20 protein-coding genes are annotated in these 21,555 nt (G+C 57.1%); 7 read left to right on the top strand and 13 right to left on the bottom strand.

What is annotated here, in order from left to right; genetic code table 11:
* Positions 1–207 precede the first annotated feature (207 nt).
* From ACW6W5_RS09685 to ACW6W5_RS09665, 5 genes are all read right to left on the bottom strand, one after another.
* Entirely contained in the window at positions 208–1,089 is an 882-nt protein-coding gene (locus tag ACW6W5_RS09685) for a hypothetical protein (protein WP_152151129.1), read from the bottom strand.
* 767 nt (positions 1,090–1,856) lie between these two features.
* Positions 1,857–2,654: a hypothetical protein gene (locus ACW6W5_RS09680; protein ID WP_152151131.1), complete on the bottom strand. Its 798-nt coding sequence runs from the start codon at positions 2,652–2,654 to the stop codon at positions 1,857–1,859.
* The gene (locus ACW6W5_RS09675) at positions 2,644–2,910 is read right to left on the bottom strand and encodes an HNH endonuclease (RefSeq protein ID WP_226956584.1); all 267 of its coding nucleotides are present in this window, start codon (positions 2,908–2,910) and stop codon (positions 2,644–2,646) included. Before ACW6W5_RS09675 ends, ACW6W5_RS09680 begins: the two co-directional genes overlap by 11 nt.
* 386 nt (positions 2,911–3,296) lie before the next feature.
* Positions 3,297–3,785, bottom strand: a complete 489-nt coding sequence (locus ACW6W5_RS09670) for a hypothetical protein (RefSeq protein WP_152151135.1) — start codon at positions 3,783–3,785, stop codon at positions 3,297–3,299.
* Positions 3,786–3,904: 119 nt separating this feature from the next.
* Complete coding sequence (locus tag ACW6W5_RS09665; protein WP_152151136.1) at positions 3,905–5,314, bottom strand: site-specific integrase; 1,410 nt, start codon at positions 5,312–5,314, stop codon at positions 3,905–3,907.
* 887 nt (positions 5,315–6,201) lie between these two features.
* On the opposite strand from ACW6W5_RS09665, the gene ACW6W5_RS09660 reads away from it, so the two are divergent.
* On the top strand, positions 6,202–6,759 hold the full coding sequence (locus ACW6W5_RS09660; protein ID WP_152151138.1) for a hypothetical protein: 558 nt from the start codon (positions 6,202–6,204) through the stop codon (positions 6,757–6,759).
* 365 nt (positions 6,760–7,124) lie between these two features.
* Positions 7,125–8,198 carry a Shedu anti-phage system protein SduA domain-containing protein gene (locus tag ACW6W5_RS09655; RefSeq protein ID WP_152151140.1) on the top strand — a complete coding sequence of 358 codons (1,074 nt, stop codon included), beginning with the start codon at positions 7,125–7,127 and terminating at the stop codon, positions 8,196–8,198.
* 153 nt (positions 8,199–8,351) lie between these two features.
* Here ACW6W5_RS09655 and ACW6W5_RS09650 read toward each other — a convergent pair whose 3' ends face one another.
* Positions 8,352–8,834, bottom strand: coding sequence for a hypothetical protein (locus ACW6W5_RS09650; protein WP_152151142.1), 483 nt, complete (start codon positions 8,832–8,834; stop codon positions 8,352–8,354).
* Positions 8,835–9,283: 449 nt separating this feature from the next.
* Here ACW6W5_RS09650 and ACW6W5_RS09645 point away from each other — a divergent pair, with 449 nt between their 5' ends.
* Both ACW6W5_RS09645 and ACW6W5_RS09640 read left to right on the top strand, forming a co-directional pair.
* Complete coding sequence (locus tag ACW6W5_RS09645; RefSeq protein ID WP_152151144.1) at positions 9,284–11,950, top strand: UvrD-helicase domain-containing protein; 2,667 nt, start codon at positions 9,284–9,286, stop codon at positions 11,948–11,950.
* Positions 11,951–12,122: 172 nt separating this feature from the next.
* A complete protein-coding gene (locus tag ACW6W5_RS09640) occupies positions 12,123–12,935 on the top strand; it encodes a lysozyme inhibitor LprI family protein (protein WP_152151146.1) in 813 nt (270 codons plus the stop codon).
* Between the two features lie 91 nt (positions 12,936–13,026).
* On the opposite strand, the gene ACW6W5_RS09635 is transcribed toward ACW6W5_RS09640, so the two are convergent.
* Genes ACW6W5_RS09635 through ACW6W5_RS09615 form a run of 5 tightly spaced genes read right to left on the bottom strand, consistent with a single transcriptional unit; the run spans position 13,027 to position 17,066 of the window.
* Positions 13,027–13,572: a 3'-5' exonuclease gene (locus ACW6W5_RS09635; protein WP_152151148.1), complete on the bottom strand. Its 546-nt coding sequence runs from the start codon at positions 13,570–13,572 to the stop codon at positions 13,027–13,029.
* Complete coding sequence (locus ACW6W5_RS09630) at positions 13,569–14,732, bottom strand: hypothetical protein (RefSeq protein WP_152151150.1); 1,164 nt, start codon at positions 14,730–14,732, stop codon at positions 13,569–13,571. The genes ACW6W5_RS09635 and ACW6W5_RS09630 overlap by 4 nt, the downstream gene beginning before the upstream one ends.
* The gene (locus tag ACW6W5_RS09625; RefSeq protein WP_152151152.1) at positions 14,732–15,628 is read right to left on the bottom strand and encodes an AAA family ATPase; all 897 of its coding nucleotides are present in this window, start codon (positions 15,626–15,628) and stop codon (positions 14,732–14,734) included. Before ACW6W5_RS09625 ends, ACW6W5_RS09630 begins: the two co-directional genes overlap by 1 nt.
* Entirely contained in the window at positions 15,625–16,119 is a 495-nt protein-coding gene (locus ACW6W5_RS09620) for an HORMA-1 domain-containing protein (protein WP_152151154.1), read from the bottom strand. Before ACW6W5_RS09620 ends, ACW6W5_RS09625 begins: the two co-directional genes overlap by 4 nt.
* On the bottom strand, positions 16,116–17,066 hold the full coding sequence (locus ACW6W5_RS09615) for a CBASS oligonucleotide cyclase (protein ID WP_152151155.1): 951 nt from the start codon (positions 17,064–17,066) through the stop codon (positions 16,116–16,118). Before ACW6W5_RS09615 ends, ACW6W5_RS09620 begins: the two co-directional genes overlap by 4 nt.
* A gap of 308 nt (positions 17,067–17,374) precedes the next feature.
* On the opposite strand from ACW6W5_RS09615, the gene ACW6W5_RS09610 reads away from it, so the two are divergent.
* The 3 genes from ACW6W5_RS09610 (at position 17,375) to ACW6W5_RS09600 (ending at position 19,737) form a co-directional block, all read left to right on the top strand.
* Positions 17,375–18,205 carry a helix-turn-helix transcriptional regulator gene (locus ACW6W5_RS09610; RefSeq protein WP_226956571.1) on the top strand — a complete coding sequence of 277 codons (831 nt, stop codon included), beginning with the start codon at positions 17,375–17,377 and terminating at the stop codon, positions 18,203–18,205.
* Positions 18,206–18,366: 161 nt separating this feature from the next.
* On the top strand, positions 18,367–18,975 hold the full coding sequence (locus ACW6W5_RS09605) for a hypothetical protein (protein WP_152151159.1): 609 nt from the start codon (positions 18,367–18,369) through the stop codon (positions 18,973–18,975).
* A gap of 66 nt (positions 18,976–19,041) precedes the next feature.
* Positions 19,042–19,737 (top strand): hypothetical protein, encoded by a 696-nt coding sequence (locus ACW6W5_RS09600; protein ID WP_152151161.1) that lies wholly within the window; start codon positions 19,042–19,044, stop codon positions 19,735–19,737.
* A 133-nt stretch (positions 19,738–19,870) separates the two neighbouring features.
* Here the strand turns inward: ACW6W5_RS09600 and ACW6W5_RS09595 are convergent, their stop codons facing one another.
* Together ACW6W5_RS09595 and ACW6W5_RS09590 are read right to left on the bottom strand one after the other, a co-directional pair.
* The gene (locus ACW6W5_RS09595) at positions 19,871–20,767 is read right to left on the bottom strand and encodes a hypothetical protein (protein ID WP_152151164.1); all 897 of its coding nucleotides are present in this window, start codon (positions 20,765–20,767) and stop codon (positions 19,871–19,873) included.
* Between the two features lie 81 nt (positions 20,768–20,848).
* Positions 20,849–21,328 (bottom strand): hypothetical protein, encoded by a 480-nt coding sequence (locus ACW6W5_RS09590; RefSeq protein WP_152151166.1) that lies wholly within the window; start codon positions 21,326–21,328, stop codon positions 20,849–20,851.
* Positions 21,329–21,555: the final 227 nt, after the last annotated feature.

Here is a 21,555-nt window from a genome sequence, read left to right as displayed (position 1 = left end):
AGAAGTTTTGCTAGGGATGGGAGGGCCAAGATTAGTCCGGAAGCTGCACTATCTCCAGTGCCTCCGTGGTGGGCTGTAGGTGCACGCGGGTCAAGCTCGCCCAGGCTTATCGTGCAACGGAGCATCTTCGGCAAGGCCGCAGGCAGTAAATTCGTAACCCCTGTTGCCCGTAGTTCCGGGATTCACTAACGATGTGCTTTGGAGGCGCTATGTCTTCTTATGGACTGCGGCAGAGTCAAGAGTGGTCTGGGCGCTGTTGCGTCTGGCCTCGTATTTCTGGATGCTGAGGACCTCCTTCTTGGTGCTGTCCAGAACCCCGGTGACCAGTTGTGCGTAGGCCTCTAAACGGGTGGCTCCTGTCTCTGGGATGTGGATGCCCGACTCATAAAACAGCCCATCCTTGAGGTAAAAGGACACGCGGAGGTCAAGTTGAGGAATCGGCCATGCACGGTTCATCTGTGACTCAACGTCGTCTTCCGGAATGATGAAGAAAAGAACGAACGTATTATTCCTTGATAGTTCAAGGAGCTTCTCAAATGTGGCGAAGTCCGGAGGATGCTTCCGAATGACCTCCAAAACAATGTCCGGTTGAGAGTGACTGGCGCAAAATGAAGATGTGGCTTTGCCGCAAAGATCTGATTCAATGTAGCTGCCGTCTGGATAGCGAACCCGTGCATCCGATCCCGTGAACCATTTGTAGTCGCTGCCGGCCCGTGACTTGAAGATTGGCTGGAAATCATACCGCTTCTTCTCATTCTTCTTTGCCGCGACTCGTCCACTTTTAGGGTGGATGTAAGCGCTGAAAGTCGGAACCAGAGTGACGATCTGAAATGCATCGCCAGACTTCTCCAACATGCGCTTCAAATAGATTATGCATTTGTTATGCGTCGAGTTATGAGCATCGCCAAGTAGGCGTTCTGCCGGAGCACTTCCAATGACCCTGAAGTGCTTGCTCGTTGGATGGTTTACCGGAACAACGATCTGTTGTTGCTCATTGCGAAGAACAGTCGAGCGCATTTCTGCCAGCTCCTTGGCCTTCGCGATGTCCAACTCTGTGTAGCTCTTGTTGTTCTCGCCTCTTGCAATCATCTGCCTATCCATTGGGAAGCATGACCAGATGATGTCGCCTTATAGATCGCCTTGCAACGTCATTAAGGCGCGGAGCGTTGGGTCAGCAGTCGCTTGGCAGTTTGGTGCCAGTTCGTCGGGAGATGTGGAAGACTCATCAGCATGATATCCATCTCATCCTGTAGATCTCGGGGAAGGCGGGGTGCGGATTTAAGTGCCTCTATCACTCGTCGGTGGTCATCGGTGCGACCTTCCTGAATCAATCTGTCAATCCACTGGTCACACGCCTCGTATTGCAGGGCGCGTATGGTGGCGACCTGCCATGCATTCCATACCTCCTCCAGCGTGTCATATTCTCCGCACAGCGAACGCCCCAGATCCGAGGGCTCCCGATCAGCGCAAACTGCGAGGATGTAAGCAGAACGCCCGGAGGTCAGCCGAAACCCGCAGGAGTCAAAGTATTTTGTGTGTTTTTTTTGGTGCATTTTCCAGTCTCCGGTCGCAATCTATCGCGAGCGGTGCACATGTCAATTAGCCCCATGCAGGCCCTGTGGAGGACGGTGCATCGCGCGTCCAGTCGGCGGGTGGAATGTCCATCGGCGAGGATGCGGGATGTCGGGTAGTTTGGTCTGTGGGCCCGACGTCCTTGAGTCAAACAGGCCCATCGCGCCTCGTCTTAGTCAGGGCCAATTACTTGCTTGGCGATTGCTGTCGGGCTTGGTTATCCAGTGCGCCCGCCCTAAGCATGGGGGCGCTTTGCCATGTTCATCGATCAGGCCTCCCGGACATCATCCCGGACTCCATACGCGAGCCGAGTGCCGGTGAGTACGCTTATTTCGGAGCGCCGCAATGTGGCTCTCGGTCGATGCATCCCTCTGGGAGAAAGAGTTGCACCTAACAAATTCTATGTCCTCCCAGAAGGCGACAACAGAGAAAAGCATCTGCTCCAACAAACTGCGAGGGAGCGTAATAGCGGCGAAGATGGGGTGGGATGGCGCACCAGCTGGGACGCTGATCTCGATGCCGGCGATGCTCAACACGGTGCCGGGGGCCAGCCAATGGGACCAGAGCGATGGGCACAACGTATGGAGTTCTTCGGCGGAGGATCCATCCCCATGGCGTAGAGCGTTAGCCAATACTCTGAGCACCTTGAGGTCTTGATAGTCTCCGAAGAGCTGAATCGGAGCGTCGAGCAGCTTCTTGAAGTGTCCCGGAATGCTGGCCGCCTTATCTTCAGACCAGTCGCTGCGTTGAATGCCTCGTTGAGCGCGGGCGTCCCAGGCCCTGTGCTTGGCGATCGCAAGGAGAAGGCTACGAATCCCTCTCTCATGCATGGATTGAGTGGTCAACAGAAAGCCTTCAACTGTCCGGTGATGAAGGGCTGCATATGAGTCTGCTCCAAAGATTCTTTCGGCCGAGTTCTCGCTTTGCTCCAGTGCGGAAATCTTGTGCTCTAAAGCGTCCAGCGAAGGAGCCACCACTTCGTCGCGGAACATGGTGAGTGCATGCATGTCTAAGCCAGCGAAGGCAACGAAGTTGTGGTCAGACCATCGGATCTGATCCAGGGTGGAGGGTTCAAATGTCATGCCAAGGCATCCTTGCAGAGGGCCACCATTTTCCCTGTGCGACCCTACGGAGCACCAGTACTTTGAACTCATCTGCAGATGGGGCGGGCGCTGCCCGTTTGTGCCTGCGGTGATTGCAGGTAGCGTGAGCAGCTACCACGTTGTGCCTGGAGTCTTTGCCCCCGTCCTGCTTGGCAACTAGGTGTTCAGCGGTACATCTGAACGGAGCAGCCGAACGTGCGCGAAGACCTAGTTCATCCGGGGAGGCTTCCCACATTTTCATGCCGCAGTAGTAGCAACGACCAGACTGTTCCTGGAAGGCAAGGGTGCGGAGAGCTCTAAGTGTCTTGCTGGTCATGGTGGACTCCGGAATCGATAAGGATTCCCGCGCCCCCATTGGGTGGACCTCGGGCGCCCGGCCCCTAAGGTGGCCGAGCACAAGCCTGCGCTTCTGCGACTGACAATCGGGTTATACGGTGTAAGCGCGGGTCGCGGCAAGCCCTAATCAAAGAGGCATTGTGGGCCTGATCTCCAACCTGCAGCCCGCATTGAGGTGCCGTGGCGAGTGGCTTTGCCAGCTCGATCGAAACCGGTGCGGCATTGAGCGGGCCGCGGGACCGAGGGGAGTACGACTCGGCGGGTGAGCTAGCGGCGCGCATCCCCTCATTGGGCGGGGTCTAAATCTTCGGAGAGCTGCCGCCAAACATGGGTGGCCGTGGCACCAAGGTTGATGAGAATCGCAGCGTCCCCAATCTCGGAAAGCCGATCAAGGAGGTGCCTTCGCTCGTCCCCCTTGAACACCCAGTAGTGGTGGTAGGGAGGGGAACAGACCAAAGCCGCATCGGTGGAGGGTGCCCCTGTCCGGAACAGCCGCCTCAGACCCTCTTGGGACACTACCGAGTTGGCCTGGTCGTAGGTCAGTCCCATTTCTATCAGTTGCTTCGCCAGCCGCATCAGGCAGAGATCAGTGAAACCAAATCGCTTCCAAGATGCGCGGACGGTGCTCAGATCCGGGGCGGCAGCGTCTTTGCCCACCATCGGGATTAGAACCCCGCTGCGGCCCAAGAGCCCCCGCTTGAGGTAGCTACGCAAGCCCTCGTAGCCGATGCCTACTATCTCTGCGGCGCGGGCGGTGGTGACGGTAGTCTCCATCTCGACTCCAAAAGTGGTGTTGTTAGGACCAATAGTGGACCGAGTGAAAAGCGGTGTCAACAAGACCGATTTGCGGGTGTCGCCTAGGGCAGAAAAGGGATCGGAACTTCCCGACTCACCTACGGATAGAAGCTCTTCTTGTCCCGTAGTCGCTCCTTGAACTGTCCTCGTACATACTTTGGCAGAACGACTGGAGGCGTAAAGTCCTCGAGCATCCTCATGGATAGCGGGCGAGCTTGTTCCGGCAGCATGCCCTCATAGGCTCCTTTGATAACAGGTGCTTCATCCTCCCTCACTTGCCCTATCGTTGAGTGGCCGGTGATCAACGCAATCTGCGACGTTGTGTATCCCTTGCTGATCAGGCTGTTAATCAGCGTGTGGCGAAATGAGTGAAAGCTGGTGCCCTTAGAGAAGCCAAGAGTTTTCATGTAAGCACCGAACTGGTGCACCAATGCCTGGCTGTAGCGCGCGTTTGTTTCACCGGTCTTTTGGTTGATACCCGCAGAGAGATGCGGGAAGAGGCGCGGATGTTTGGCCTCCTTGATGTCCTCCAGGAATTCTAGGAAGCCAGCATCCAGCAGGGGCTGTGCAATTGGAATTTTTCGTATAGCTGAGGGGCCCTTCAGGCTTTGTCTGCTCTTTGCGCCTTTCGCCTGCGCAAGGTCATCGTCGGCGGTGACGCGGAGGTAGATAAACCACGTGTCTTCCTCTAAGGAAATATCCGCGACCTTCAGCTGAGCAATCTCGCCTATGCGTGCGCCAGTGTAGAGGCCGAGGATCGGTCCCCACCATCGGTGCGGCCATTTCTTTGCCCAAGGTGCAAAGCTGGCTGGTTCGAAGACGCGTTGAAGCTCTACATCACCAAGCGAACGATTGCGCTTCGGCTGCACGCCGACAAGATCTTTGCGGACCTTGCCGAATGCATCCATCGGCGAGGCAGCGATGGCCTTTGCATTGAGCAGTGCGTTGAAGAAAGCGCTTAGAAGTGCTCGCTGAAGCGCAAAACTAGAAGTGGCAGGGGAGGGAACATCCATGCTCTTGCCTAGTTCTATCAGCTCTTCGGCGGATAGAAGCTTCAGCTCCCTACCCGCATGGGTGCGCGAACGTGGCTGCCACCTCAATAGATCGCAAAGCATGTAGATATGACGCCTTTCGATATGTGTAACGCGAATATCTCCACAAACCTTCTGAAGATTTGAGAGGGATCGAGCCGATGCTTCGATAGAGGAGGGCCGGATGTTCCTCCGCTTCATGTGCAGGAGGTAGTCCGCTATCTCTTCTGACAACAAGCCCGCCGGCGTGGCTAGGGGCAGTGAGGGCGGGTAGATTGTGCCGTTCTTGCGGGCTCCAGGGCGCGCGGTCTTCTCTAGGGCGAAGCGAAGAAGTTCTTCAAAATGTGTTCTGGACTTTGCGTTGCTGATTTCTACGCCGCAGAACTTAACCCTTCCGACTTTTACAAACTCAATCTTAACGGTGCTGTCGCCAGCATCGGCCTGAGATGGGCTTGGTGTGGTCTTTGCATTTTCCACTTTCGTTGCTTCCGCTGGTATATGTAAGCTTGATACGGAAGCTATTTGTCAAGTCAATGCGTGATGGCCTGTGGTCCCCTACGTGGAATAACACCTTTAGGATTGGCGGATGCGACGCTGCGATGGACGAAGGGCTCTCCATTTTTTTATGTGTAAAAGCGGCCTGCGACTCTATATTTAAGTAGATTCAGTATCTGCGGGCTGGCCAAATCTTGGAGATCGCCTATACTGTTCAATAATGACTTTCCTAACAAAACAGCCAATTTTAGTTAGTAAATTAAGCTGTACCTAGGATGAATGTTTGGTTATTTCGTGGGGTATTTGTTGGGTGGTAATGGCGATTCGGAGTGAGAGTTGTGGTTTGGGCGGAGCTCAGGCCCCAGCCCACCAGATCCAGCGTGGCTCAACGCCCAGACTCATCACCTCTCCAAGGCTCTGAAGTCTCTTGATAACAAGAGGGGCGGGGCCTCGCGGGTCTGCCTAAGATGTGTCGACAGCGGGGCTGTCGATAAGCTGGGGGGTCGAAGCAGTTCAGCTACGGCCTGGCTCACCCCGGGCAAGGGGGAAATCACTCGCCGGGGTGTCGCTTCTTCCACTCGGTATGTGCGACGGTTCCCTCCCAGGCAAGGAATGCCTTTAGCGGGCGCCCTCGGCCAGACCACGTCTCACCGCTGAAGGGCAGCCAGAACCGGAGCGTCAGGTCTATCTTTTGAGCCCTGGCGGCCTTGGCTCGTTTAGGCGGCTTCGAACTGACGTTCCGTCCGATCGCTTCGCGGATCTTACGCTGCTGCGTGGGGCTGAAATCCTCGAAATAGGCAAGGCGCAGCCTACTGCAACCAGCCAATGGGATATAGTTCCTCCAGCCTCAAGGAGCCGCAGGGAAAGTTATGGCATGGAAGGAACCGGACACCCAATCAAGCAGTGCTGAGGGCGTGGGAAATGCGGGGACTAGAGGATGGCGTGAGTGCGTTTATGACAGCCTCCCCTATGTGTATCTTGCGCTTTTCATGCTTTTGATCGCCCTGACATTTTGGCCGCCAACAAATGGGCTGCTGGTCAGGCTCGGGAATCTATGCGTTATCGGCGGAACAGCCTGTATTGCATCCGGCGTGATATTGCCTAGCCAGCTGATCTCGCATGCAAGAAGGGTTATTTCAGATGAGAGTCAAAGCCCGACGCGTTATACAACGAGATCAGAGGTAGTGGACATTATCGTAGAAGTTATCTCGGAGCTTGAGGTGAAGAGGAGCTTGAGCCAAGCGAAGGATGAAATCGAGCGGCGCTGGAGCACTTCCGAGGTTGAAGACGCTGGCCGAGCGATGATCAGTTCGAAGAATATTGCTCAGGCTTTTTTGAGATCTTCTAAGCGCACCTACATTGGCTCTGCCGGCATCATCGTCGGAACGCTACTCCTTTGCGCTGAGCAGTTTGTTAGAATTTCCTAGCTTCGTCAGCTTATCCACCCGGCGAAGCGTGCATAAATCGCTGCTATGCCAACCACGAAAATCCCAATGACGATTCGAGTTTCTGTCTTTAGCTCGTCAGCGTTTGGTCTCTCTGGTTTTTTGGGTCGCTTCTCATTGCTGTTCATGATGCCCTCCTGGGATTAGTCAAGTTAGCGCAGGCTGCTGCTTCGTCAAGGTGGGGCCACATCTGCGGTCCGCACGCCCATGCCTTATCCGTCTGGGCCGGAGTGTCTATCTAGGCTTGAGTTCTTCTTTGGTAGGGGTGATACCCTCGACTTCAAGCTGGCCGCTTCAGTTGCGGCTTCTTTCAACACGCCATTCTGTCACTGGAAAAAGCTGGCGAGATGAGCAAATCGTCCTCGATATCAAAAGTGGTCAGGAAGCAGGCCAGTAGCGGTAAGGTCGACTTCGTCCCGCCTGTTGTGTTGAACGAGACCAGTCAAAGCCTCCTTCAAGCAATCGGATGGTTCATCCCGCACAGTGATCGCACTGGGTTCTCGGTGAAGTTGGAGGGCTTCAAGGGCGGGAAAGGACGCCCCTTGGTTGAGGACAAGCTGAAATCGCTTACTCTCACCGAAGAAGCCACTCTCCAGCTTTTTAAGTACCTTCAGACCCATCTGCCTTTGGCCCAGCAGTCTGAGGCTGGGGAGTTCATTCTTATCAAGGTGGCGAACGGGGCAGTCGACCTTACCGGTCATGATCCGCAGTCACTGGTTGGTGCGCTGACCAAAGTCCTATCGCACTCTGAGCTGGTCGAGCACCTCGCCAGCACGGAGCTGACCCAAGAGCTGACAGTGGCGCTGCGAGGGTCCATTCGCCTCAATGAAATGCGATCCGCGGTCGCTGAACTGCGCTCCAGCCTGGGACGTAGAGAATCAGCTGAGCAGGTCTACCAGGCGTGGTGTGAGAAGCATTGTTGGGCTTTCGGGAACGCTTACGTCGTCCGGGATGAGGTGCGGTCGATTACGACGGGCGACAACATCGACCTAATGTTGCCTAACGTCATCGCAGGCTACAGGGACATCGTAGAACTGAAGCGGCCGGACATGGACGTGCTGCTTTACGACAAAGCGCACAAGAACTTCTATTTCTCCGCCGATGTGTCCAAGGCATTGGGGCAATGCCACCGATACTTAGACATGCTTCACGAGTTCGCTGCTAGAGGGCTTCTCGACCACAAGGAAGTAGTGGCCTATCACCCGCGGGCGACGATCGTCATTGGGCGCTCTCATGATTGGAGCGATGAACAGCAACGAGCGCTCCATGGGCTCAACCGGCGTATGCATGGGATCACCGTTATGACTTACGACCACCTCCTGGCACAAGGTGAGCGGTTGTTGGAAGTTATGTCCCCCGCGGCGGGCCAAGAGACTGGAGCGGTAGCTGCCACCGAACTCGACGACGACATTCCTTGGTAGGCCCCGACAGGGTGTGGTAAGCCTACTAATGTCGGCTCAGCCGGTTGCGCCGACCTTTGAAAGGGGGCATATGCCGCTCAAGACCGCATTGAGTCGCGCGACGCAACGGAAGATCGGTGAGAATGCTCGTCCAAGAGGGAGCGATACACAGGTCTACTTGGAGCTCTCGGTGGCATCGGTGAGCCTTGCTTTCGCCGTCCGATAAGCCTCATTGCTGGCGATCAACGCCGCGCATGCGTTCTGCCGATCTTCGCGTCGGCGAGGCTGGTCCTCTTTATATAGGGCTATCTCTCGATCGAGGTCTGCCAACTCTCGATCACGCTTGGCTTGGTAATCAGGGTCCGACATCCGCCTCTTTGCCTGGATGAGCAGCTCAGTAGTGCCGGCTTCTCCTGTGTTGACCAACTTGTCCCACTCCTCGTCGGCCTTCAGCTCGCCAATGCGTATCAGACGCTGTCGAACCTCGTTGGAGTCTCGGGTTTCCAGCTCGCGGGCTTGGTCGCATTGCTCGCGACTCCGGGTAACTTGTTCGCCAAGCCTTTCCACTTCTGTGCGAAGGCCGCGGCTGCTGTCGCAAGCCGTCAAGACCAACGCCATGAGTAGTGCAAGGATGGTGGGTGCGGTTGGGGTGCGCATGTTCTTCCTTGCGTTGGTCGCGTCTTCCGATGGAATGTGTGGTCGTGGCCTTGGAAGGCTGAGCCCAGCAAAGCTAAGGGCGGCTCCTACAGGCTCTGGGCCTATTCTAGGGGTCTGGTTGGCTGGACTCCAAGCCTGTCGTTGGAGCCGATTCCGTGGTCAACTGGGGCATTGGCCTCGGATTACGCTGCCTCTCAGCCAATCATGACTTGCTGCTTCGCCAGACGAACGCGGCCTCCCGAGCCTCCTCGGTCGGCGCACAGTTGGCCGGATTTCGTTCAACAACAGCACACCCTCAATAATCTTGTGGACGGGTGGGCCTCGATACATAACTGGTCAGATTGCGCGATATTCGCCGTGGATTGGCGTCCTCATGGCATCATTGGTCCCCCAGGGCGCGGGGCAGAAAGACCGAGGGTGGGGCAGTGGAGTTTCTAATATTCATTGGGGTGCTGTGGCTTCTGGGCGCGATCTTCGGCAAGAAGCCGCCTAAGCCTCGCCCGGTCGATCCAAAGGTGGCGGAGGAAGCTCGTGTCAACGCAGCCCAATCGCAGGCCGCCTTCGATGAGAAGTTCAAGCGATGGATCGAAGAAGCTCTGGCCTTTGCCGGTCAAGGGCGCTGGATCCCGAAGGGGACGGCGAGTCGGTTTCTGGCATCCCACCCAGCCCCCAAGCATCAAACCAAGACTTGGAAGCAGGCTGTTGGGGAGTCATCGCCGGAGGAAACCCTGCGGCTGCGCTATGGGAATTCGAATAGCGAACACATGGAGATCCAGAGGGTCGCGTGCGATAGCTTCTTCAAGACGGTGGAAAAGAACCCCCTCACCGAAGAACAGATCTTTGCTTGCATCTGCATGGACGATGCGGTGATGGTCGTCGCCGCGGCTGGGTCGGGCAAGACCTCCACGATGGTGGCCAAGACTGGCTATGCCTTGCACCAAGGTTTGGCCAAGCCCGAGCAGATATTGCTGCTGGCTTTTAATAAGGCTACCGCCGAGGAAGTGGGCGTTCGCATTGCAGAGCAGTTGAGGGGGGTGCCTCAGGTGGAGAGTGTCCGGTCCAGCACCTTCCACGCTTTTGGCATTGACGTTATCGCGAAGGCCACGGGCAAGAAGCCGTCCCTTGCCCCTTGGGTCGATCCCGGTAACCCCGGCGCTGATGTAAGGGAGGTGGGCGACATCATTCAAGTGCTGTGCGAACAGGACAAGGCATTCAAACGTGACTGGGACATGTTCCGGACCGTATACGCGCGGGATGTTGGCAAATGGGGCCAACCGGACGAGCCCGAGGCCTACGGCAACGGCGTGCGTGGCTTCCGTACGGCCCGTGGTGAGGTGGTCAAAAGCAAAGAGGAGCGTACGATCGCCGACTGGTTGTTCTACAACGGCGTGACCTACGAGTATGAGCGTGCTTACGAGCACGACACGGCCGATCACCAGTTCCGGCAGTATTTTCCAGACTTCTACTACCCAGAAATTCAGCTGTACCACGAGCATTTCGCCCTTAACGGGAAAGGGCATGCGCCCAAGCATTTCAAGGACTATCTGGCGGGGGTCGAGTGGAAACGGGAGCTCCACGCCAAGTTCGGGACGGCCCTGTTTGAGACCACATCGCATGGCCTGCTGATCGGCGAGGCCATCCCTACCTTGGCAAAGGCACTGTTGGCGCGCGGTGTGCGCCTGGTATTTGAGCCTGACAGGGAGGGGGGAGGACTGTCGCCTGTGCAGGCGCAGGACTTGGCCCGCTCGTTCCGGGTGTTCCAGCAGCACGTCAAGAACAACGGTCTTACCCGGCAAGATCTGCAAGCCGCACTGATAGCCCAGTCTCAGGACGGGTTTGGTGCACGCTTACGCATGTATTTGGCGCTCTACGAGCGGATCGCCGAGGAATGGGAGCGGCGCCTCCAGCGCGGCAACTTCATTGACTTCGAGGACATGCTGATCTTGGCCGCGGGGCACGTGGAGTCTGGTGCCTACAAGAGCCCGTTCGTTCTTATTCTGGCCGATGAGTTCCAAGACAGTTCACGGGCCCGCATTCGGCTGTTGAAGGCGTTGTCGAACCAATCTGATCCGCCAGCGCACCTCTGCGTGGTGGGCGACGACTGGCAGGGCATCAATCGCTTCGCTGGATCGGACATTACCGTGATGACCGAATTTGAGAAGACTTTCGCCCACGCCACGCGCTTGTCCCTGGGCACCACGTTCCGGTGCCCCCCGGAACTTTGCGATATCTCCAGCCGGTTCATCCAGGCCAATCCCGCGCAGATCAAGAAAAATGTCAAGACCACCAATCCGTTGACCAAGACCCCACTCCTTGCCTACGGGTTCGCGGAGCAGGCGAGCATCGTGGGTCATGTGGAGAAGCAATTGGCCCATATGCACCACCTGGCTGTAAGCGGGAAGCTGACGCCGCTCAAGGGGCGTCACATCACCGTCATGCTTCTGGGGCGCTACCGGGATGACAGGCCGGGTGCGTTGGACGTGTGGCAACGCCGCTTCGGCGACAAGCTGAGCATCGAGTATCGAACTGCCCACGGTTCCAAGGGATTGGAGTCAGAGTACGTCTTCATCCTGAACGTGGTGGAGGGCAACCGAGGGTTTCCGAGCCAGATCCAAGACGACCCTGCGCTGCAGTTAGCCATGCCGGCACCCGACCCCTTCCCTGTAGCGGAGGAGCGGCGCTTGTTCTATGTGGCCATGACCCGTGCCCGTAAGCAGGTTAGGCTGTATACGACCCTCAGCCAGCCTTCGCGCTTTCTGGTGGAGTTGGTGAAGCAAGGGCACCTCAAGATCGAACCCATCGATGGTGAGGCCTTGGAGCCGTGCCCACAGTGTGGGCGTGGGATCCTGCAGCTGCGGTCGGGACCTTACGGCGACTTTCACGGATGCAGTCGCTTCCCTGCTTGCACCTTCAAGCTCAAGGCGGACCAAGACGCGCCTTTGAAATTCCAGGTCAAACCTCGAACCCAGCGACTGCCGGCGAGCACACGGGCAGGTGCCCAATGCCCCGTATGCAAGCAAGGGGTGCTTCAGTCGCGGAACGGTCGCAACGGCTCCTTCTTGGGTTGCTCCCGGTTCCAAAGCGGTTGTAAGGCGACTCGGAGCCTATCGGACTGATGGGCTTGTGTAGCTTTAGACGACGAGCGCGCTGCCCTGTATTTGTGGCCCAGCTCCTAAGGCTTAACTGGCGGCGCATAGTGCCCGGATGGGTCCCCTGGGGGCTTGTAGGCTCTGAAAGCTAAAGAAACGACGCATTTAGCCGATAGAGCATCAAGTTATTCCAGCCAGAATGCGCGAGGACAGGACGTCGAGAAAGATCGTTGGTTTTAGTGTGGCGTTGATACCACTGTTGCTGGCCGGTTGCGGCGCGAGCAAGCCTCCGGCTTGCGGTGATGAAAGCACGCTGGATTTGATCAGAAGCATCATCCAGCGGGAGCTGGGCGCGGGCAGTTCCGCAGCCTCCCTGGACGCAAAGGCGCTGCGAGAGGTTCTGGCCATTTCCTTGGCGCACCCCACCAGCTTTGACGAGGCAATCAGCCGCTACAGCTGCGAGGCGGACCTCACCGCTCCGTTCAACAACCCCGGCCAGGACGTCTACAAACTTCGGCTCGAGTACACCTCTCAAGTCGTCGACGGGGACCACTTGGCGGAGGTGCGCGTGCTTCCTGGTGATCTCATCGGCATCGGAGCTGCGATCCGCTCCAACCTTCAAAGCAAGCAGAAAGCGCCTGAGCCCGCCGCGGCTCCGCTTGCAAGTGAGCCCGCACCCGCGGCGCAGGAGGACTTTGACGACCTGGCATCGGTAAAGTCAGATGATTACACGGACGTCGAGGAGGTCGAGCCGTCGTTGGGCGCCCCCAGCCCTAGCTTTGACTGCTCCAGGGCATCATCGTCAGTGGAGCAAATGATATGTGCCGATGGTGAGCTGGCCCGGCTAGATAGCGAAACGGCCGAGGCCTTCAAGGTGGCACGTTCCCATTCCGCCGATCCTAGCTCTATAAGCACGGACCAAGGACGCTGGAGAAGGGAGGTGCGCGACGCGTGCGGGGACAGTTCGTGCGTTAGTGACGCCTACCGTGCTCGCCTAGCTGAGCTCAACTGAATCTCTTCATTAGACTTGGGGAGGTCTAGGAGAGGCGGAGCCGATGATTGCTCAAGCGGGGCGGAGGGCCCCTCCGCCTCGTGGCTTGTCGCTACCGTTCTACAGATCGGATTCGACGGAAGAGTTCGGCCTGGTAAAGCGCATCTTCAAGGGCATCGTGTGTCCCTTCGAGCTTAGGGTGAAGCGCCTTGGCTATGTGGCTGGACTTGGTACCTGCCCACGTGCAATTCGTTGCCCCCATGTAGAGCGATTTAATGTCCAGCGCGGCAAATCCGAACGGGTTAGTGGACAGGTATCGGTGGAAATAGTAGTTGACAAAGGACCAGTCAAACGCGGCATTGAAGCCTACAAAGACTGGATCGGCTTCCGCGCCAGCCACTTCCAGTACCCAGTCACGGAAATTCCCCATTGCAGCTTCAGGCTCAAGGCCTGTCCGATCCAGCTCATCCAATGAAAGCCCGGCCACTTCCAACGCCTTAGGATCAGCCTTGCGAGTAGTGGGCTTGAGTTGGCACGAAAAGGTGCGTCCTGGCTGATATGCATCGCAAGCGCCAATGGAGAGCAGTGCATATTCTCCCGGAATGGGGCCGGCCGTTTCGACGTCAACGGAAATGAAAACTTCCAGGTTCTTTGTCATGGAATCAGCGGCTCGGTAGGGACAAGGGAGGGGCGATTCCTGATGGCGTTCCAGTGTTCAAGAAATGCCTTCCGACGTTCTACCGTGCTTCCCGTGGGCTTCCAGTGATGGCCGGACAGGGTGGTGATATCAAAGGGATGATCCGACCCCTCTTTTGCCATCAACATCGTGGGCAGCCCTCGGCCGAGCGCATAGCCGAGTTCGATAAAGCAGTTGGGACGTCCACCTGTGATGTCGGCCAGAACGACCCTACTGCGATGCAGTTTTGCAAAAATCTCCTCGTCGATGCGGGCGTGGTCGTATGACTGGCGGCCATCGACCACCGTCAGTCTGTAGCCCAGCTCGTTCTCCATCACAGGCTGGACGACGTTGTCGAAGAAGCTCTCGACGCTCTCGAAGTCCGGGTGACTCGGGTTAAGGAGCCGCACGACAAAAGCCCGTGGAGGTACCAGCGACTCGACCAGTCCGATCACATCCTTGACGCAATCGGCGACTGCCTTGCGCGACGTGACCTCGATTCGGTTCAGCCAGCCGTGCTCATTGGGGGCTCCCTCGACTAGGAAAAGGCGCTTGGCGTTATTGCTGGTGGACGCAAAATCGAAGATCTTCTGCGAGCCCGTTGTTGCAGATTCCAGCTTGAACGTCAGGGGAACAACTGGCTTTCCTGCGTCATGGTAAAGATTGGCCAAGAAGAGAACGCCTTCACCGCCACCCAACGTAATCAGGATGTCGCCATGGCGAGCCTGCGCCTCCATTCGCTTGGCATTCATGTTCCAATGCGCAGCAGACTCAATCTGCACCAAGTCCGACGAGCGCATCGTAGCCCATAGATCTTCGTACTGTTCCGGGATTTGATCCTCGTTCTTATGGTGCTTTACGGCAAAGACGAGAGGGCCGGTGGCACTCGCAGGCCGCGACGCCAAGTTGTTAAAGATCGTCTTTAGGACTAGCCAGTCAAAGCAAATGGGCAACCCATCTTCACGGGGCTTCTCGGCGTCGATCGGCACCACGAATGCTGCACCGCGGGCCACCAGCTCCTTGACCAAGAGCTCGACGCTCTGTCTCGCGCGCTCCACTTCCTGGGGGGCGGCCGTGCAGGAATCTTTGGAGATGCTCCCGGCAATGTGGATTCGCCGGCCAAGCAGGGAGGGGGGCGCCATTACCGGTCCTCCATGACTGGAGACGGCCGAAGTGAAGTTGCGGCGCTATGGATGTCTTCGAAGGACAGTGGGCGATCAGGAAAGGCGCGAGCCATGGCCGTCGGGTAAAGGCGCGTTCGGATATCCGAGTACGTCCAGCCAGGCTGTTCACCTTGCGCCCCAGTGGCGGCTACAAGCTGCTCGATGTGCTTCGTCGTGAGTGAGAGCCCTTCCAGATCCATCGTCAAAAGTTGGCGGCGCTCGCTGTCGGTGGGACGGGAAAACTCTTCAACCACTGCGGCCCGACGGCGCAGGGCCGCATCGAGTACAGAGAGTCGGTTCGTGCAAAGAATCACAACGACCCGTCCGCCGTAACGACGGAGATCATCGACGCCCTGAATCAGAGTGTTGACTGCCACCTTGTCTTCATGGTGGCTGTTCTCTTGGGAGCGCGATGCTGCGATTGAGTCACCTTCGTCAATGATCAGGAAGGCTCGGCGCGCCTTGCCCGCCGACTGACATACCTCTTGAAACGCTTGATTGAGGAGAGTGCCCATTTCACCGACCTTGCCGCCGCCGCGAACTCGATTACTGAGTCTGAAGAGAAGCGAGTCCTCGGTCCGCGATTCTTTCGCCAAGCGATTAACGACACACTCGGCGGTCGCCGTTTTGCCAGTCCCTACGTCACCATGGAAGATGACCAGGGGGTACTGCTCGGATACGAGGCCGCACAGGGCAATCTTGCTCTTGTGGTGCTTCTTGCTCCACGCATCGAGCTCGCTCAGGCTGAGAAGCAGCCGAAGCTGATCATGGATCCTGTCGTATCGATCATTGAATCCCAGCAGCGTCTTCTCGCGCAGGGCGAGCTTCGGGTCCGGGAGGACGATCTTTGCATCGAATACACTTTCCTGGCTCATCGGCTATAGTCCTCGCGCTGCATTCCATATGAGTTGCTTGAGTAGCTGCGATTCGAACTCAAGCTGAGGGACGAATGGCTGGTGTCTGCGGTTGAGGTAACCCAACCGACCTTCAGCTTGTCTCGCATCTTCTCTCTGGCCGCCTGGTCATAAGAGTCATTGTAGAAAAGCACGATACGCAGGTCGGGGTTGGCCACCTTCGGCCACATGAGCCCACCGGGGCGATTCATTTTGAGGCTTCCAGACTCTGCTTCGACAGTGAAGCGAGTCGCCATTTGCTCAATACCGCCGCTTAGCAGGGTCAGGTCAGCCATGCGCAAGTAGCCCTTGCTAGCCAAGAGCTCCATGTCGTGCGCCCAGTTGCGAGCCTTCGCTTCCGTAATGGCACCCGTGCTCGAGGCGATCATGACCAAGTCTGCTGTGACTCGACGCATCACTGCTTCGATGTCGGCGACAGAGTAGGTATTAGTAGAAGTGCTGGTCTGACTCACGCGTCGTCCTCCACCTTGAATCGAGGTCCAAAAATCTCCTTCCAAATCTCAGTGTCGTTCTCTGCGGAGGCGAAGTTTGCGGTTTCCCAGGCTTCGCTTGCCGCGTCGACAATTGCTTGGCGTTCGGCCTCGGAAATCCTGCTCGCGACGTTGTTGCTGCTGCACACCGGATCAAGGATGACTACGGGATGTTCGAAGGTGGGAACAACGGAGCCGTTCTCGGGAAAGGAGATCTTCTCCTTAAGCCCTGACTGTGCAATGTAGAGCAGGAAGTCCCTAAATCGCTTCTCAATCGTTCCATCCTTGCCATACTTCGCCAGGACGTGAGCCATGATCAGTTCGATGGCAAACGATTTGAGCGGTTTGATGTAAGCATGGTTGCGCCACTTCTTCGCCAGTCGCACCAAGGTTCGGAAGTCTTTGTCGACATCCTTCCGGTCCCTGACAAATTTTATTTGGCAGGGAGCGCAGGTTTGAATCTTTGTCCCGTCATGGATGTCGAACTGCCACCCAAAGCCGGGTTTCGACGAGTCCTCGATGACTGGAACAATGTCGACGCTCAGGCCCGAGCCAATGAACGTTACGGTGGCGGCCTTGCGCTGGATCTCAAAGTCTTCGACCGACTTGTTTGGATAGAGCTCTATAAGTGCTTTGTAGATCAGCTCGCTCAGGCTGCTCAGGGTTTCTTGGTCCACTGAACGGCCGGAGATGTAGAACACCACGTCTACGTCCACCGGATCTTCTGACGTCTTACGTAGGATGGTGTACTTGGCGAAGGAGCCAGCCTTCACGACTTTCGTGATCTTGATCTCCGTCTGGTCGTGCACCCGCTTGCTCAAGGCGCCGATCAGACGATCAACCTGCTGGTGGTACTCCGTGCGCTTGTCCGCGGGAAGGCGCAGCACGTTGCTGTCATAGTAGAGAAGCTGGGTGTTGGTAAGCGGCATGCGGCTACTACTCCATAGTTATATGAAGTCCGGCATCTCGGTCAGCGCAAAAAAGAGCGACTTCGTCCACCAGATCCATGGTTCACAAAGGTTTTTCTGTTGTTTGCATTTCGGGCACGGCGTAGACGAATCGGAGGCCGGATTGCACGTCACGGTCTCTTCACGTAGCATAACTATACGCATAGATACTATGCGCGTCTAGTATTTATCCGGTCCGGGTGATCCACATGAGCAACGTCCAAGAAACGCATCCTAAGCTTCCCGCGCTCGGCGCTAGGTCCGGGTCTCGCTGGGGCCAGGAGCGTCGGTTGGAGTTCATCGACTACAGACTTAGGTGGGGTGGGCAGCTGAATAGGAGCGACCTCACGGGGTTCTTCGGGATTTCTACGCCCCAAGCATCGCTCGACCTGGCCGAGTATCAGCGCCGTGCCCCAGGTAACCTAGAGTACGACTCCAGCGACAGGGTCTACCGGACGTCGGCGGCGTTTGACGCGGTTTTTCCTTCTAGCTCCCACGTCCGCTACCTCGAGGATCTGCTCAGGGTGGCTGTGAGCCCAGACCTTCCTTACGGCAGTTTTCTTGGTGGTCATCCGCCAGTCGCAGTCGTGCCGAGGCCTTGGCGGCGACTGGATGCGTCTGTTGTCATCTGTGTCGTTGAGGCAATTAGGCAGAATCGGGCGCTCAACGTGCGCTACCAGTCTCTTTCGAATCCTGTCCCATCCGAGCGTCTATTGACGCCTCACGCGCTCGCCAGTGATGGGTATCGGTGGCACATGCGGGCTTACTGCCACCAGAAAGGCGAGTTTCGGGACTTCTTGCTGTCTCGAATTCTAGAAGTATCGGGAAGAGAGGTAGATCGCAGCAGGGGAGAGGAGGACCTAGCGTGGTCGACCATGGTTCAGTTGGTTCTGGCCCCTCACCCTGGTCTGGAAGCGGCCCACCGCGCAGTGATCGAGCTCGACTATGGGATGACGGACGGAGAGTGCGTACTAACGTGTCGGCAATCGCTGCTCTTCTATGTTCTGCAGCAGTTGGGACTGGCAGAAGAGGAGTGTGCTCGTCCAGCGACCAGGCAGCAGATCGTTCTAAGGAATCGGGAGGAGGTCGAGCGGCTTCTGCCGCTGGGGGAGGTGAAGTGATGCGCGACGAGCTCGCGCAGTTGGGCTCTTAGTCTCTTTTTCTGCAAGGGTCTCGGGCAGTGGCCTCAGTACTCTTTGTCAAATGACAGATGGTTCTGGATAGTCAAGACTACGTTTTTGAGCTTTCTAAGCTCGGACTAATCACGTTTTAGGGGGATGGAATGAAGATCGGTCGTTGGCTCCTTTGTTTGGCAGTATTCGTTTGCATGGACGCTTGGGCGCAGGGGCCGACTGGCATCGGTTCGCTCCAATTAGGCTTGACGCCCGAGCAGGTCACGGCACTTCCTGAAAGTGGCGTTCATTTGGCCGCTCCTCTTGGGCCATACCAAAGCCCGGGTGGCAGGCCGGTGGAGTTGAAGCCCGGGGAAGAGCGGTTTGATACGAAGATTCAGACCCCTTGGAGCGACGGCCCTCTAAAAGCAACGTTGACGTTCAATGGCGGTACGCTGACTAGCATGTATGTAAACCTGGACGACAGCGAGGCGCTGGTCAAAACGGTGGCCGCACAAATTGAGGAAAAGTTTGGCGCGCCACAGGTCACAGACAGTCGGACCGTGGAGAGATGTCCCAGCTACGCCGGCGGAACGGAAGAAGTCCGGAGCGGCTCGCTCTACAACATCTGGAATCAGGACAAGGGCAATAAGGTGGTGCGCACGAACGTCGGCACTTATGTGCTGGACGGGTGTCTGGGGCGTCGATACAACGAACGCCGCAAGGTGCTGGCGAGCATCAGCGTCTTTACTGTGGAGGCCAGTAAGAACCCCTTCTGATTCGGCGACGATCGTGCGATCGAGCTACCGCCTCCATGAGTCATGGCCACTGCTGGGGATAGTTAAATGATCGATCCATTCGCGCTGCAAGAAGAGGCCTGGCCGGAGTCTGTCGCCTTTCTGCCGTACGTCGGAAAGCACTACATGGCTGGTCCTCGAGGACACCGTGTGCTTCTTTTGGGCGAGTCGCACTACCGCTGCGAAGGCTCGACTGATGACCCTGCGGTCACTCGTGGATTCACCCGCGGCACCTTTAATGACATGGCAACATGTCAGCGGAAAGGCGGCGGAAAGTTCTTCGATGAGTTGGATCGCATCGTCACTTGCCAGGAGTTGCCTCCTGTTGAGATAGCGGCTGATGCCTGGAGACACGTAAGCTTCTTAAATCTCTCGCAGGCCTTCGCCGGGTCTCACGCGGGTCACAGGCCTCGCAACGAGCAGTTGCGCCTAGGTGGGGACGTCTTGGTGAAGACGGTGCTTCCCGTCTTGCGTCCCACCGTCATTCTTGTGCTCGGTCGGACTGCATGGCGCCAGTTCCGCCATGGTGAGGTCGCACAGCGTATTCCTCTCTTTCGTGCCGCGCGTGTCAATCAAGGCGCTCGCAAGCGCCGCTACGTGGAGGAACGCGAAGTATGGAGGTTGAAGTACGAAGGTGGGGCGGCGTGGATGACTTGGGTTTACCACCCGTCCTGGAACGTCGACCACTGGGAAGATCGAGCAGGCGCTTTGCGGCACTTGCTCGAATTATCTGTCCAGGCGTAGGAGGAGAGAGTCAGCAAGCGCTTTGCCCCGTTTGAGACTCGGGTCAGCGTTGCCAGCGCAGCAAATGGGCTCCAATGGTTGCGGACGGCATTCCGAGGCCCTTCGACTGCCGTGGTGGTGCCTGCTGGTCAGGTCAGCTTGGCGTTCGAGGTATCCACTCGGGTTCCCCTGGCGCAGCGTTCAGTGCCGCGATCAGCGCTTCCACTTCGCCGCCGCTGAGATCGAGGGAAAGCGGGGCTAGGCCAAGCGCCGCCTCTAGCATGGGACCATGCGAACCGGTCGAATCTCCTACCACCACAGGGACGAGTGGCAATAGGGCGGGCAGCGCCATGATTGCGGTCCCAGCATCCTTGAAATTCAACCAATGAGTTCCCTCGATCCCGCAACCATTACTAACAACCTTCACAAACGGAACGATTCGCCTATCTAAGTGCACGGTGGTTGGCGACCTCTGGCCTCCAACCTCCTTCAGGTAGGCTTCGCTGAGGTGACGCAACGCAATGGACTCGGTGCCGCCGGATGTGTAGATGAGGTAATGGATCCAGTCAAATTCGCTCAGATCTGTCTGAGCCAGTTCTTGCGGAGTAGGCTCACTCGGCGCCGTTGGCAAAAGCTGAGACGCCTCGTCTATTGTGAGTGGGGCTAGAGTCGCCAAACGCTTTGCTGTCTCAGTCAGAACGATCATCTGCGACCGGCGGTCCTTGGCGCCAGGCTTTTTTCGCTTCTGGGGTACTCGATTTGCGTCGAACACCCAGCCTCCATCTTTGAGTTCGCCACGCTTAGCCTGAAATATCGCGAGGCGCGCTCCGCCGCTTTCGAGCAGCGTCAGAAGTGCGAAATCGGCGCCACTGCCTGCTTCGGTTTCATCCTGCTCCTTTGATTGGTACTTGCTGTAAGAGCCCCACCAGCACTTCGTGGGCATGATGTCTAAATGAGCGGAGACAAGGCTGAGCAGGGTGTTGGAGCTCAGCAGGGATCCAAGCAGCGTGCCGGTGAGCGTTTCCTCATGCTCGCGCTGGGACTTGCTCATTGCCGAAATGAGCGCTGTGGCTAGCTCAAGTGAAGCATGGAGAATATTTGGCACAGCCGTCTCCCAGGAAGAGTGGCGCCATTATCCGTCCGATAAACTGCTGCCGACAACTTGTCCGTCTAGCTCCCAAAGCACGAGCCAGAGGGGTCGATAGGTTTGGTCGCTGCCAAGCAGTTTTCTAATCCGTTTCTTCCAGTCGGGAGGCAGCTTGTCGGTGTTCCACCCTGGTGCGCTACTGACAATTTGCTCCAATCTGGGTGAAAGTACCCCACGGCCCCATTCTCTGAGTTCTGCGGAAAACGCCACCCTGTCTGCGTGATTGGCATTGATCCAATGGGTCTGAATCTCTTTGATTACGAAGTCTTCATAGATCCGTTCGGCGACGTAATCCATCCACTCAACCCAGAGCAAGACCCTAGTGCTGAAGGTGCGGCCATCTAGGGGCAATCCGGCGCCGCTGATCTTCCAATCCCCTAGGCCAAACTTGGGGTCTGTTTGCTCGATGGTGTAGCCCAAAGAGGTGAAATAGCGGACGGTGTATCGAATCGATGGGGCGCGCATAGTGGTCTCCGGCCGGCAGACCATATGGCGATATCAAAGGATGTCAAGCCGTTTGCCGGCGTCCTTTTGGTGGCTAGGGAGTCTGATCCTCGGTGGACCGTGTGCTGGGCAGAAGTTGGTCACTTTAAGCCAATTGATTTCCCGAGCCAGGTTCTATCGTAATGACGATAGAAGCTGAATGCGCCTGCCTAACCAAGCGACGGGCGCCTGGCCGAGTGGCTTTGGGC

The organism is Stenotrophomonas sp. IS26 (genome assembly GCF_054188265.1).
The sequence above is the reverse complement of the archived record's forward strand: the minus strand, read 5'-3'. Positions and strand labels throughout refer to the sequence as shown.